This window comes from Aeromonas rivipollensis (assembly GCF_010974825.1).
Classification (GTDB): Bacteria; Pseudomonadota; Gammaproteobacteria; order Enterobacterales; family Aeromonadaceae; genus Aeromonas; species Aeromonas rivipollensis.
In genome coordinates this window covers 120,656-134,705 of sequence record NZ_JAAILA010000012.1, presented here as the reverse complement: position 1 = coordinate 134,705, position 14,050 = coordinate 120,656, and the positions used below count along the sequence as shown (strand labels likewise).

Sequence of the window (14,050 nt, the reverse complement as noted above, 5' to 3'; positions counted from 1 at the left end):
CCCTTCCTTATTCCATCATCTTTTCGATGGGCAGTACCAGGATGGAGCTGGCGCCGAGGGCCTTGAGCTGCTCCATGGTCTCCCAGAACAGGGTCTCGCTGGAGACGACGTGCAGCGCCACCTGATTGGTGTCACCGGCCAGCTGCATTATGGTGGGGCGCTCGGCGCCCGGCAGCAGATCCGTGATGGCATCGAGCTTGTCTTTAGGGGCGTGCAGCATGATGTACTTGCTCTCGCGGGCCTGCTGCATCCCCTGGATGCGGGGCAGCAGCTTGTCGATGAGCTTCTGCTTGGCCTCACTCAAGGGGTTGGGAGCCTGCACCAGTACCGCCTTGGAGCGGTAGATCACCTCCACCTCTTTGAGGCCGTTGGCCTCCAGGGTAGCGCCGGTGGAGACCAGGTCGCAGATGGCATCGGCCAGTCCTGCGCGGGGCGCCACTTCCACCGAGCCGCCCAGCATCACGCTCTTGAAATTAAGGCCCTTCTCGTCGAAGAAGCGCTTGAGCAGCCCGGGGTAGGAGGTGGCGATACGCTTGCCTGCCAGACTTTGCGGCCCTGTGTAGGTGACGTCTTCCGGTACCGCCAGGGAGAGGCGGCAGCCACCGAAGTCGAGCTGCTTGAGGGTCTTGACCTGATAGGGCAGATCCTGGGAGGCGCGAATGAGCTGCACCTCTTCCAGTACGTTCTCGCCTATGATGCCAAGGTCGACCACCCCTTCCATCACCAGCCCCGGGATGTCGTCATCACGCACCCGCAGTATGTCGATGGGCATGTTCTCCACGTGGGCGATAAGGCGCTGCTCGCGCAGGTTAATTTTGAGGCCGCAGCTCTTGAACAGGGCCTGGGAGTCCTGGCTCAGGCGACCGGATTTTTGCATGGCGATGCGCAGACGTTGTGTTTCCATTGCTCGATTTCCTTCTAGTCAAAAACGAAAAAACCCTCGGAAGTGTGTGCTTCCGAGGGTTCATGAATCTTGCGGTCCTTTTGGAAGTCACCAGTTAAGTGTCTTCCAGCAATCAACCTCCTGAAAGACTAGTCGGGATGATGATGGTGATGATGAGTCTTCAGCAGGGTGAACTTCATGTAATCAATCCTTTACAAATAAGATGTCGTAGTTGACGCCTGATTTAAACTACCTGCCTTGACAGAAAATGCAACCTGAAATTGTGATTTGCCCGATTAAAGTGGAGAAAACGGTTTTCTGGTCGATAACTAATCAAGATAGCCTGAGGAGTGATCACCATGCCCAGCCAGGACCTGTTATTCCCCATCTTGCCGCGCGCGCCGTCGACCCCGAGCCCCGACGACATCAAGCGGGAGGTGACCCAAATCAGCCAGAAGCATCAGTTGCGCAAGATTGGTACTGACAACGGCGGCGGCGGCGCCCAGCAGTACCAGCAGGGACATCACCCGGCCAAGCGTGATCAGCCAAAGGCGCAGGAAGATGATCACAAGCCGGATCCGGACCATCAGATCGATCTCTTCGTCTGAACGCATTATCAGTCCCGCTTTCGCCACGCTTTTGGCATAATGGCCGCTTTTGCGCGGGACCCTCCTTTGACCATCCAGACCCTGTTCAAGCCAGATGGCCCTCTGGCCAGCCACATCGAGGGCTTCAAGGCCCGTGCGCCGCAACTGGAGATGGCCGAAGCGGTGGCGCGCGCCATCAAGAGCGGCGGCCGCCTGCTGGTGGAGGCGGGCACCGGCACCGGCAAGACTTACGCCTATCTGGTGCCGGCGCTGGAATCCGGCAAGCGGGTGGTGATAAGCACTGGCTCCAAGAACCTGCAGGAGCAGCTCTTCTACCGGGATCTCCCCACCATCACAGGCGCGCTCTCCTACACCCCGCCGGTGGCCCTGCTCAAGGGGCGCAGCAACTATCTGTGCATAGAGCGGATGAACCGCCTCTTGAGCGAATCCCACCTGCAAAAGCCCGAGATCCTCAGCGATCTGGTCAAGGTGAAGTCCTGGTCCACCGCCACCGACAACGGCGATGTGGGTGACATTCCGGGGCTGCAGGAGAACGCCGAGATCCTCGCCCACGTCACCAGCACCAACGACAACTGCCTCGGCCGCGACTGCCCCTATTACGACGACTGCCATCTGGTGGTGGCTCGGCGACGGGCCATGGATGCCCAGGTGGTGGTGATCAATCATCACCTCTTCTTCGCCGATATGGCGGTGAAAGATACCGGATTTGGCGAGCTGGTGCCCGAATCGCAAGTCTATGTGTTCGACGAGGCGCACCAGTTGCCTGAGATCGCAACCAACTATTTCGGCAAGTCGGTGGGCAGCCGCACCATTCTGGATCTGGCGCAGGACATCCAGCTCGCCTATAGAGCCGAGGCCCACGACATGGGGCAGCTTGGCAAGGCGGCGGACAGGCTCTCCATCGCGAGCCAGGACTTGCGCCTCGCCTTCGGGATAGAGGGGGGGCGCGGCAATACCCGCGATATCCTGCGCCAGCCGCTCTGGGGCCAGGCGCTGGCCCGTCTCAACGACGCCATCGGGCTCTGCTACGAGGTGCTCAAACTGGCGCTCGGGCGCGGTGAACAGCTGGATCACGCCTTCGAGCGAGTCTGCGAGCTGCGCACCCGCCTCGGTGAGGTGTTGGCGGTGAACCAGACAGGTTTCTCCTACTGGTATGACTGCTCCCGGCTGCACTTCTCCCTCAATCTCACCCCCTTGTCGGTGGCCGAGCGGTTCGGCGCCGAGGTGCAAAAGCCCGAGGTGGCCTGGATCTTTACCTCAGCCACCCTGACGGTGGATATGCGTTTCGATCACTTCAAGGCGGAGCTGGGGCTGGCCGGCAGCGCCGAGCTTATCCTAGACAGCCCCTTTGACTACGCCGAACAGGCGCGGTTGTGCGTACCGCGCTTCCTGCCTGAGCCCAATGCCTTCGGGCGGGGGGAACAGCTCGCCAATCTGATGATCCCCCTTATCAACAAGACGCCGGGGGGCTGTTTCTTCCTCTGCACCAGCCATCAGGTGATGCGGCAGGTGGCCGAGGTGCTGCGCCGGGAGATAGGCCGCACCGTCCTGCTGCAGGGGGAGGATAACAAGCAGCGGCTGCTCAAGACCTTCGTGGAGAATGGGCGCGCCGTGCTGGTGGCTACCAGCAGTTTCTGGGAGGGGATAGACGTGCGAGGGGCGGCATTGTCCTGTGTTATCATCGACAAGCTGCCGTTTGCGAGCCCGGACGACCCGCTGCTCAAGGCGCGGGTGGATGATTGCAAGCTCAAGGGGGGAGATCCCTTCGCCGAGCTCCAGCTGCCCAAGGCGGTGATTGCCTTGAAACAGGGGGTGGGGCGGCTCATTCGTGATCGCAGTGATCACGGCGTGCTGGTCATCTGTGATCCGCGCGTGGTCAACAAGCCCTATGGCGCCACCTTTATCAAGAGTCTGCCCGCCATTCCTCGCACCCGGGAGTTAGAGTCGTTGGGGAGTTTCTTTGACCGGGGCGCTTGAGCCTGACAGACCGCGTACCCGGTGCGCTCGGCATTCGACCTGCGATGCTGGCGGGTGGCTAGCGATTGACTGATTTGCCATGTTAAGAAAACGGGTGAGCAGATCCCGCTTGCACGTTATGTCATTGACTGATTTATAGAGATTGGAACCCATGACCGAGTTGAAGATCCTGGCCGTTGATACCGCCACCGAAGCCTGCTCCGCCGCCCTGCTGGTGGGCGACAAGCTGTTCTCCCGTTGGGAAGAGGCGCCGCGGGATCACACCCAAAAAATCCTGCCCATGGTTCAGGCTGTGTTAGACGAGGCCGGTCTATCGTTGGCTGAGCTCGACGCCATCGCCTTTGGGCGTGGACCGGGCTCCTTTACCGGCGTGCGCATCGGGATCAGCGTGGCCCAGGGGCTCGCCTTTGGCGCCGGCGTGCCGCTCATTGGCATCTCCACCCTGGCTGCCATGGCCCAGGGGGCTCATCGTCTCGACGGCGCCGAGCGGGTGCTGACCGCCATAGATGCACGGATGAACGAGGTCTATTTTGGCCACTACGAGCTGTGTGATGGCCGCATGCAACTGGTGGGGGAGGAAGTGGTGAGCGATCCCGCCGCCCTGATTGAAGCGCGCGGCAAGCTGGCGGGCAGCCTGAGCTGCGTCGGAACCGGCTTTGAAACCTATGGCGAGACGCTCAACGCCCTGGCCGACGAGCTGGCGGTGAGCCAGGTTCGCTTCCCGGTGGCGGTCGACATGCTGCCCCTGGCTCGGGCCGCCTGGCTGGCGGGGGAGGCGGTCGCTGTGGAGCAGGCCACACCGGTATATTTGCGCGACAAGGTGACCTGGAAAAAGCTGCCCGGTCGCGAGTGACATCCAACGGCGAGCCGCGACGCGACGCCAACGAGTGAAGGCGGACGGCGCGGACAAGGAGAGGCAAATGATGAAACGCGTGATCATGCTGGGCCTGACAGGGCTGCTGCTAGTCGGCTGCAGCTCGGTGCCCAAGGAGCTGGCCTATGAGCCGGAAAGCCAGTTGGTGGCCTATCAACCTGCCCTGCAGGGGATGGAGGGCAAGCCCGCGCGCTGGAGCGGCGTCATCTCTGCGGTGCACAACGAGCAGGATCAGAGCATCATCGAGGTGGTCTACTTGCCGCTCAAAGCCAATGGCGTACCGACCCAGACGGAGCAGAGCCCGGGGCGTTTTCTGGCCGTCATGAAGGGTTTTGTGGATCCGACGCTCTATGCCAAGGGACGCAGCCTGACGGTGCTCGGCACCCTGGACAAGCCGGTGGACAGCCAGATAGGGGATCACAAGTATCGTTTCTCTGTGCTCAAGGTCACCGCCAGCAAGCTGTGGCCGCCGGTGAAGGAGGTGGAGATCCGCTACATGGACCCCTACTTCTACGACCCCTTCTATGATCCCTTCTGGCCAAGACGCCACTACTCCCGCTGGTGATGATGGAAGAGCGCTTCCTCACCCTGGCCGACGGACGGCGCATCGCCCTGCTGGATAACGGCCGGCAGGGCAAGCCCCTGGTCATTGCCCTGCACGGCTGGCTCGACAACGGCGCCAGCTTCCTGCCCCTTGCCCCCCATCTCGATGAGTGCCACCTGGTCTGCGTCGATCTGCCGGGACACGGTCATTCGGATCACAAAGCCACCCCCTATGTCTTCGTCGACTGGCTCGACGATCTCCATCAGATTGCCCAGGCTGCGGGCTGGCAGCGCTTCATCCTGCTCGGCCACTCTCTCGGGGCCCTGATCGCCAGCGCCTATGCCGGGGTTTTCCCCGAGCAGATAGTGCGGCTCATCCTGCTGGAGGGGCTGGGGCCGCTCAGCCAACCCGATGAGGAGGTACCCGCCCAGCTGCGGCGGGCCATTCTCAATCGCAGCCGTACTCGCGAGCGAGCGTCCAGTGGGTTTGCCTCCCTCGACGAGGCGGTGGCGGCCCGCTGCAAGGTTGCTGACATCTCCCCGGCGGCGGCGCGCCTTATCTGCGAGCGCCAGCTGGAGGCGCGGGATGGGCGGCTGCATTGGCGCAGCGATCCCCGTCTGCGGGATCTCTCACCCATGCGCATGAGCGAAGGCCAGGCCCAGGCGCTGATCCGGGCCATCGCCTGCCCTGTGCTCTTTATCCGTGGCGAGCAGGGGTTCCCGAGTCTGCTGACGCAGTGGCAGTTGCGAGGGCCGGCCTTTGGCCAGATTGAAATGGTACAGGTGGCGGGAAATCATCACTTCCATATGGAAAATTCGGCAAAAACCGCCGTTTATATCGAAAATTTCTGTCAGATCCGGTAGGATCGCCGGCTTTGAATCATGTCAGGTTTGCTTTCTCCCTCACACTTCTCGTTGTTAATTTGCTGTTAATCGATGTTGCCTTATGTAACTATGTGCGGCATTAGAGCATGAGCTTAAAACAACTGATTGAAATGGATGTGACAGGGACGGAGGCAACACAGTGAGCGCACAGGTGCTAGTTATGCAGGAGAAGTTCGTGGAAAGAGTCTGGCTGAAGCGTTATCCAGAAGGGGTGCCCGCCGAGATCAATCCAGACCAATACGGCTCCCTGGTCGAGATGTTTGAAGAGTCGGTGACCCAGTTTGCCGACCAGCCCGCCTTCGTCAACATGGGGCAGACCATTACCTATCGCCGGCTGGAAGAGCAGTCCCGTGCCTTTGCCGCCTACCTGCAAAACGAGCTCAAGCTCGGCAAGGGCGACAGGGTGGCGGTGATGATGCCAAACCTGCTGCAATACCCCATCGCCGTGTTCGGCATACTGCGGGCCGGCATGACTGTGGTCAACGTCAACCCCCTCTATACCCCGCGTGAGCTGGAGCACCAGCTCAAAGACTCCGGCGCCAAGGCCATCGTCATCGTCTCCAACTTCGCCCATACCCTGGAAAAAGTGGTGCACGACACCCCGGTCAAGCACGTGATCCTGACCCGGATGGGGGACAACCTCGGCCTGGCCAAGGGCTCCCTGGTCAACTTCGTGGTCAAGTACGTCAAGAAGCTGGTGCCCAAATACAACCTGCCCCACGCCAGCACCATGCGCCAGGCACTGGCCAAGGGCCGCTACCTGCAGTACATCAAGCCCGAAATCAGCAACCAGGACATCGCCTTCCTGCAATACACAGGCGGCACCACGGGCCTCTCCAAGGGGGCCATGCTGACTCACCGCAACATGATTGCGAACGTGGAGCAGTGCCTCGGTGTCTATGGCCCGGTGCTGGAGCGGGGCAAGGAGTTCGTGGTGACCGCGCTGCCGCTCTACCACGTCTTCGCCCTGACGGTGAACTGCCTGCTGTTCATGCGCCTGGGTGGCTACAACCTGCTCATCAGCAATCCCCGCGACATCCCGGGCTTTGTCAAAGAGATCAAGAAGTACCCCTTCACCTGCATCACAGGGGTCAACACCCTGTTCAACGCCCTGGTCAATAACGGCGAGTTCCAGAGCATGGACTTCTCCCGCTTGAAGCTGACCATAGGCGGCGGCATGGCGGTGCAGCGCGCGGTGGCCGAGCAGTGGAAGGCGCTGACCCATACTCCGCTGCTGGAAGGCTATGGCCTGACCGAGTGTTCACCCCTGGTGAGCGTCTGCCCCTACGATCTGGTGGATTACAACGGCTCCATCGGTCTGCCGGTCTGCTCCACCGAGATCCGGCTGGTGGATGACAAGGGGCAGGTTATCACCGAGCTGGGCGCCCCCGGCGAGATGCAGGTGCGCGGCCCCCAGGTGATGACGGGCTACTGGCAGCGTCCCGAGGCGACCGCCGAGGTGATGCAGGATGGCTGGCTCTGCACCGGTGACATCGCCGTGTGCGACGAGCAGGGCTTCTTCAAGATCGTCGATCGCAAGAAGGACATGATCCTGGTCTCCGGCTTCAACGTCTATCCGAACGAGATTGAAGACGTGGTGGCGCTCCATCCCAAGGTGCTGGAAGTGGCCGCTGTCGGTGTGCCCAACCCGGTTTCCGGCGAGCTGGTGAAAATCTTCGTGGTCAAGAAAGATGCAAAGCTGGCGGAGGACGAGATAATTGCCCACTGCCGCAAACATCTGACTGCCTATAAGGTGCCGAAACTGGTAGAATTTCGCGACGAACTTCCCAAGACCAATGTGGGCAAGATCCTTAGGCGCGTGCTGCGCGACGAGGAGATTGCCAAGCAGTAACCGGCATGCACTGCTCTGCAGTCAAGCGCTGTCGTTATGCAAAACCGTGGGTCATGCCACGGTTTTTTCTTTCTGGGTCCCGACCAACGTGCAGGCAAAGATGCAATATCAACTCATTTCACAGCAAGCCGAACTGGAGCAGTATCTCGCTTCCCTGGCCGACGTTCCCCTGGCCATAGATACCGAATTCGTTCGCACCCGTACCTACTATCCCCAGCTCGGTCTGTTCCAGATCTATGACGGCGAACGCCTCGCCCTGCTGGATCCCCTGACCCTGGATCTCTCGGGGCTGTGGCAGCGGCTCGGCCGGGCAGGGCAGATCGCCATACTGCACGCCTCGGGTGAAGATCTGGAGCTCATTCAGCATCAGGCGGGCCACCTGCCCAACCAGATGCACGACACCCAGCTCGCGACGGCATTTCTGGGTTACGGCGTCTCGGTCGGCTTCGGCGCCCTGGTCAAGGAGTTCCTCGGTGTGGAGCTGGAAAAGGATCAGGCCCGCACCGACTGGCTGGCCCGTCCCCTGACTGCGCGCCAGCTCGAGTACGCGGCGGCGGATGTGTTCTACCTGATGCCCCTCTACGAGAAGGTGATGGCCAGGCTGCACGAGAGCGGCAAGTTTGCCTGGTTCGAGCAGGAGTGCCAGAACCACTCCGCCCGCAAGACCCAGGGCAGTGATCCCCGTCAGGCCTACCTCGAGATCATCAACGCCTGGCAACTGGGTCGGCGCGAGCTGGCTATTCTGCGCGAGCTCGCCGCCTGGCGTCAGCAAGAGGCGGTGCGCCGGGATCTGGCTCTCAACTTCGTGGTCAAGGAGTTGCACCTGTTCAAGGTGGCGGAGCGTCGGCCTACTTCATTGCGGGATCTCAACGAGCTGGGGCTGGCCCCCATCGAGATCAAGATCCACGGCAAGCGGATGCTGGACATAGTCGCGGCGGCCCAGCAGAGCGACCCCGAAGGCTGGCCCGAGCCCATTCGTCGACTGGTGGATTACCCCCAGTACAAGGCCGAGCTCAAGCGCATCAAGGCCATGGTGGAAGAGAAGGCCAAGGCCAGCAACATCCCGCCGGAGCTGGTTGCCAGCAAGAAGATCATCCACCAGTACTTCACCTGGAGCTGGCGGATGAGCGCCGAGGAGCGGGCGCGCGCCGACAAGCCCATGCTGCTGCAAGGCTGGCGTCATGAGCTGGTGGGGCATCTGCTGGCCCAGTAACCGGGCCATCCCGACCTCGTGGGGCGGAACGCAGTACCTGAAGAAGGGGAGTCAATGACTTCCCTTTTTTTGTGTCCGTTGCAGTCCGGCCAGCCGGGCGAACAGGCATCAGCGCCCCTGGCGCCGGGGATCACCTATGGCGGGTAAAGGAAGCGGGGAGAGGAGTCACAGATAAATGGCGGGCACTGAGGGTGCCCCCATCAGAGTTCGTGGGCGTGGAATCCCTTGCGATAACGCTTAAAAGCACATAACCACAAAAACAAAAAAAGACCCCCGAAGGAGTCTTTTGTTATTAAGTAGTGATTGAGATACCACCATCTGACAGGATAGGTTCTTAGTTGTTTTTAAGGATGTGATACGGATACACCACCTGAACCTTCTTTGAAGAGTGTCCATCCTGTTTGATCTGCTGCGGTTCTGGTAAGTGAGCTACGTCGATCCGCAGTAAGAACTATCTTCCACCAAGTACAATTTGCAGGCACTCGAACATACAAGTTTTCAAGAATTGAACTAATATCGAATGTATTTTGTCCACTACCACTGAACAGCCAACTATTTCTTCCTGTGCTATCTCTTAGATACATCGAGTAAGTGCCACCGTTTTCAGCCCCTCGCCAATTAACTGGGAACTTAACAAGGTTTGCAATCCTAACAAAGGATGCCGCAGGGACATTCATAGTGAATAAGTCATATACTTGACCGGATTGTATAGAGAACACATTAAATGCAGGAAGATCAGTCACACCAGCGTTTACTATGTCACCAACTATCTTATCAGCGTAGATTGTTCCCCCGAAAGTGCCGTTGTTCGCATAAAGACTTCCGTTTCTATCTACACGGAAATTACCACCATTCCCATTCAAGAAGTCATGTGCAGGATTTGCACTCATGTATGAGTTTCCTACCTGCACATAACCAGTGAAATTCCCACCTGTGGCGTTTACTGTGCCATTGAACGTCCCGCTTGTGGCGTTGATGGTCCCAGTGATGGTCGCATTCGTCGCCACCAAACCGCCTGTAGTGCTCACACGGAAGGGTGCAGATCCGGGAGTAGTTGAGCCAGCATAGATACGCCAGTTTGCATCAGCACCGTTTAGGGTGGCACTGGTAGCCCCTGAACCTGCCTGAATGATACTGGTTGCCGCTATGTGATTTCCGTTGATCTGGTCTGCTGCAATTTGTGACGCCGTGAGGGATCCAATTAGAGCGTTACGCATCATCACCTGTCCGCCTCTGACTTCGAAAGCTGTTACTGGTGTTCCGGTCGTCGAGCTTGCAATTCGGAGTGTATCCGCCAAGAAATCTATTGAAGTTGAATTGTTACTCGCATTCAAAGTCATCCCAGCAACTTTACCGTTCGCATCAACCCGGAGGCCATACATCGAAGAAACCTTACCATCCGTGGTCGCAATTGATTGCTGAACGGTTGTAACACTTGATTTAATACCCGCGACTTCTGCATTATTACTCGTTTTATAAGAGCTTAAACTTTGATCAAGAGTGACCAGAGTTGAACCCTGACTTGTAATATTGGCGGTATTCTGTCCGATTCGACTATCAGTAGAAATTTTGTAGTCGCTCAGTGCTTTGTTAGTTGTCGCTAAGTTCGTGTTGGTGGTATCGATCCGACTATTCGCCGTTCCAAAGTTCGCCGCTGTTGAAGTTTTGAACGAGGTGAGCGATTGGTCGAGATTAACGATTGCGAGACCCTGAGAGGTAACGGTTGATTCGATCCCCGTAACTTTCCCATCTACACCACCAATTGAAGCTGTGAGACGGGTATCCATACTCGCCAGTGAACTGTTTAAATCAACGATTGCCAAACCCTGAGAGGTAACATCTGCTCGAATTGCATCAGCCTTACCATCTACACCATTAATTGAAGCTGTAAGCTTTGTATCGAGTGATGTTATAGCCTTGTTGGCATTTACAATCGCAGTCGAGTTAGTCGAGATCTTACCGTTCAGATCGTTATAGTTCGCTGTGATACTCGTTGCATTCGTCGTCACCGTGTTTTGTAGAGTTGAGACACTACTCGAAACAGTATCAATTCTTCCATTCGTTGCACCGAAAGAGGTTGAAACAGAAATCTTGTAATCTGCCAAATTCTTGTCGGTTGCGGCAATCGCTGTTTTATTGGTCGAAACCCCAGCCTTGTTAGTATCTATTTGAGCTTGCAATGATGTGTTCATGCTCGCCATAGAACTATTAGTCGTGGTGATTGCAGTCTTGTTCGTCAATATGTCCGCAGCGTTGGTATTAGTTTTCGCCGTAAGACGGGTATCCATACTCGCCATGCTGGAATTGGTTGTTGCAATCGCTGTTTTATTGCTCAATATATCGGCGGCATTAGTATTAGTCTTTGCCGTGAGTCGTTGATCGAGAGTCGAGAGTGCAGAGTTTGTTGTAACAATACTTTGCTTGTTAGTCTCTATCTTGGAACTCAGATCCCCATTGATAGTTTCGAGTAACTGATTCGTCGTCGCAATACTACCCGTGTTGTCGGTTGCTACCTGTTCAACCGTTGTGAGTCTCGCACCTTGAGAGGTTATAGAGGTCTTATTCGACTTTATATCGGTCGCATTTTTGAGTATCGATTGACCTTGAGAGGCGATAGAGTTCTTAGCGGTGTTCAGTTCGGCGACTTGCCCATCAAGACGGGTTTTCTCTGCTGTGATAGTCGCTTGCTGTTGCGCAAGTTTTGTATCGATCTCGGTCTTATTGCTGGTAATGGTTCCTTCAATAACGCCAATTTCTGTATTGACAGTATCAAGCGCACCTTCAATAACATCGATGTTGTTTTGAATAGATTCAATCGTATCCTCAAAACCTGATCCACTAAGTTCTTCATCAATGGTTGTCTGTCGGAAAAACACAGGGGCGCTATACACCGGAATAGATTCATGACCAAAAACATCACGATGAGCAAGCCAGATCCATCCTGATTTTTTAGCATCTTGAAGCGCCGTGAAGAATCCGACACTCGATGAAGCTACCAGATCAAGGGAAGTAGGTGCAGTTGTCTTGCTATCTGTTATCCAAATATCGGTTGCAGAGTAGTCAGAAACCAAATCAGACGGGTTTAGCCATTCAACCGTTAAATTAATTAGTTGAGCTTTCGCACTCACACCACTGGGGGCGCTCATAGGCTCATTTCTAACCGTCATAACGGTGTCAGGTGAACTATCACCATAGATTGAAACGCCTTTGACTGTGACAGTCAGGTCTCGACTAAGCCCATTAGATGCGTTTTCTTCATATGAATAGATGAACCGTGGAGAACTACTTCTATATGTTTTCTTCGCTACTGTCCCGTGTTTGACACTGATTTCATAATGTGAAACAAGCTGACTTAAATCTGTAACCCCATCACCAACAGGTGAGTTATTTAAAATTGCCCCCTTGATTGGGTTCCACACAAAAACAGCATCTCGTGATACAAAGTTACCATTTAAGCCAGTAACAGCAGGCAAACTTACAGAGCGATTAATCCTAACGTTGTTTAGAGTTGCCCAAGAACTTGTCTTATATGCTGTGACAACCAACACACGAAAATCATAGTTAGCGCCAGATTGCAAATTAGTCATCACACAAGATTCAGTGCGAACCTCGTTGTAATAAGACCATGTAATTGTGCCAGTTCGACGATATTCAATGCGGAATGAACAATCACCCTTATATTGATTATTCCAATGTAATTCACCTGAACCAGTCGTGAGCGTGTTATTCTGTATAAAGTTCAATCCACTTACAGGCAATACGATTATATTCGGATTGCCTTGACTTCCTGAGATAATCCCATCCTGATAATTCGTGTCAAAGAACTCATCACGATACTCTGATAAGGAAATTGAACTTTCCATGACCTTCTCATTCAGTGAATTTCCGATCTCATCGACCGTGAAAAGTGCATCAACTGTGAGTGGCACATGAACCAATCTGATTACGTCGCCAATCCGCAAATCGAAATCGTTATTATCAATTGTGATTTTTGCCGACTTTTTTGAATACTTACGAATTTTTAATGCTTCGTTAGCGAATCGCTTAACATGCATGGGGTCAGTTGTATATGGTAACTTCAATGAAAATTCTTTTACATTCCCCCCATCAGAAATAATCGCTTCATCTGTCCATTTGTTCGCGGGTAATGCATATTTGTCTTTATTATACTCAGTCGTCTTGTTCTGGAATTCACACACGACCGCATTCGCGTATTCAGATTGGTTGTTGTTGCTAACACTGATGGCGTTATCTCTAACCAAATCACCTTCACGAATAGTGTATTTCACCGGTCGTTTAGTATTTGGTCTAACAGTCAACAATCCATCTTGGATAAAGACCATCGAACTAAACGAACTCGCAAGATCTTTGATGGTAGTTCCATGGTCATCATCTGCATTTGAAAAACCATCACATTTCAATCCATACTGATCACAATAGTTTGCGGCAAGGAGGAACGAATTGATGTCAATACTATCAGCAGTAAGACCAACACCGAAATCAGGATCTAAGCAGTAGGTCAGCAAACAGAGGGCAGGATTTCGATATGAAATAACGCTACCATCTACCCATTTACGCTTTGTTATGTCAGTTGCACCAAGTAACAGAGGATCGTAACGTGGGTCTACAACCGCATTACCATGCACAAGCGCCTCTATCCTCACTTGAGGGCTTATGAAGCGGACGTTGTTATCGCCACTCATGTTGACTTGGCGTCTTGCCAGGAGACTTACAGACCCTGTGCGGTCCCCCCTGTGATTGTTACTCAGTTCACCGTCAGAGTTAGATGTAATTTGAGACCAAACGCTTTCGACCGCCAAACCGCGACGTATACCCATCTGAACATTTGGGAATTCCGCACCTTGATTTGACCAAACATTAGATCTGTCACCGGAGGTTTTGAAGTAGGGGACACCATCAATATAGATTTCTTCAACTGATTTCAAAGGCCCCCACCCAAGACTATATACCTGTGCCAGCATTTCTGAATTGTTATTGTTGACGTTGGTATAAACCCTTACAGAGGGAATTCTCGTATCACCCCAGGCAATGATTTTAGGGGTGTCTGACCCTTTTCTCTGAACAGCTACACCCGGATCTTGTTGATTAAGATTCCCCGGCTTACTACTCAACAGAGTAAAAGCACTCATTGCAAGGGAAGCCCCGGACAGCACCGCCGTGATGATTGTCCCGATTGTTAATTCTGCCATTTTAA

At 55.1% G+C, this 14,050-nt stretch carries 9 protein-coding genes and 1 other annotated feature; of the genes, 7 read left to right on the top strand and 2 right to left on the bottom strand.

The features are described 5' to 3' along the window. Positions 1-7 precede the first annotated feature (7 nt). Entirely contained in the window at positions 8-904 is an 897-nt protein-coding gene (gene hisG / locus G4923_RS09425) for an ATP phosphoribosyltransferase (RefSeq protein ID WP_106886822.1), read from the bottom strand. Positions 905-928: 24 nt separating this feature from the next. Continuing rightward, positions 929-1,057, bottom strand: a sequence feature (His leader region). A gap of 185 nt (positions 1,058-1,242) precedes the next feature. Here hisG and G4923_RS09420 point away from each other — a divergent pair. From G4923_RS09420 to rnd, 7 genes are all read left to right on the top strand, one after another. Further along, positions 1,243-1,491: a hypothetical protein gene (locus tag G4923_RS09420; RefSeq protein ID WP_163136782.1), complete on the top strand. Its 249-nt coding sequence runs from the start codon at positions 1,243-1,245 to the stop codon at positions 1,489-1,491. 66 nt (positions 1,492-1,557) lie between these two features. Beyond that, a complete protein-coding gene (locus G4923_RS09415) occupies positions 1,558-3,468 on the top strand; it encodes a DNA repair helicase YoaA (RefSeq protein WP_163136780.1) in 1,911 nt (636 codons plus the stop codon). Positions 3,469-3,619: 151 nt separating this feature from the next. Next, positions 3,620-4,321: a tRNA (adenosine(37)-N6)-threonylcarbamoyltransferase complex dimerization subunit type 1 TsaB gene (gene tsaB / locus G4923_RS09410; RefSeq protein ID WP_163136778.1), complete on the top strand. Its 702-nt coding sequence runs from the start codon at positions 3,620-3,622 to the stop codon at positions 4,319-4,321. Positions 4,322-4,388: 67 nt separating this feature from the next. Then, a complete protein-coding gene (locus tag G4923_RS09405) occupies positions 4,389-4,907 on the top strand; it encodes a Slp family lipoprotein (RefSeq protein WP_139745484.1) in 519 nt (172 codons plus the stop codon). Further along, the gene (locus G4923_RS09400; RefSeq protein ID WP_163136776.1) at positions 4,907-5,749 is read left to right on the top strand and encodes an alpha/beta fold hydrolase; all 843 of its coding nucleotides are present in this window, start codon (positions 4,907-4,909) and stop codon (positions 5,747-5,749) included. The genes G4923_RS09405 and G4923_RS09400 overlap by 1 nt, the downstream gene beginning before the upstream one ends. Before the next feature lie 196 nt (positions 5,750-5,945). Then, positions 5,946-7,622 (top strand): long-chain-fatty-acid--CoA ligase FadD, encoded by a 1,677-nt coding sequence (fadD, locus tag G4923_RS09395; protein WP_111910673.1) that lies wholly within the window; start codon positions 5,946-5,948, stop codon positions 7,620-7,622. A gap of 100 nt (positions 7,623-7,722) precedes the next feature. Then, the gene (rnd, locus tag G4923_RS09390) at positions 7,723-8,835 is read left to right on the top strand and encodes a ribonuclease D (RefSeq protein ID WP_025326940.1); all 1,113 of its coding nucleotides are present in this window, start codon (positions 7,723-7,725) and stop codon (positions 8,833-8,835) included. Between the two features lie 344 nt (positions 8,836-9,179). On the opposite strand, the gene G4923_RS09385 is transcribed toward rnd, so the two are convergent. Further along, entirely contained in the window at positions 9,180-14,045 is a 4,866-nt protein-coding gene (locus tag G4923_RS09385) for a phage tail tip fiber protein (RefSeq protein WP_163136775.1), read from the bottom strand. Positions 14,046-14,050: the final 5 nt, after the last annotated feature.

Bases quoted from the DNA above. Each gene is read 5' to 3' on its own strand.
- G4923_RS09385 (WP_163136775.1), bottom strand. From the start codon at position 14,045: ATGGCAGAATTAACAATCGGGACAATCATCACGGCGGTGCTGTCCGGG.
- G4923_RS09420 (WP_163136782.1), top strand. From the start codon at position 1,243: ATGCCCAGCCAGGACCTGTTATTCCCCATCTTGCCGCGCGCGCCGTCG.
- G4923_RS09405 (WP_139745484.1), top strand. From the start codon at position 4,389: ATGATGAAACGCGTGATCATGCTGGGCCTGACAGGGCTGCTGCTAGTC.
- hisG (WP_106886822.1), bottom strand. From the start codon at position 904: ATGGAAACACAACGTCTGCGCATCGCCATGCAAAAATCCGGTCGCCTG.
- G4923_RS09400 (WP_163136776.1), top strand. From the start codon at position 4,907: ATGATGGAAGAGCGCTTCCTCACCCTGGCCGACGGACGGCGCATCGCC.
- tsaB (WP_163136778.1), top strand. From the start codon at position 3,620: ATGACCGAGTTGAAGATCCTGGCCGTTGATACCGCCACCGAAGCCTGC.
- rnd (WP_025326940.1), top strand. From the start codon at position 7,723: ATGCAATATCAACTCATTTCACAGCAAGCCGAACTGGAGCAGTATCTC.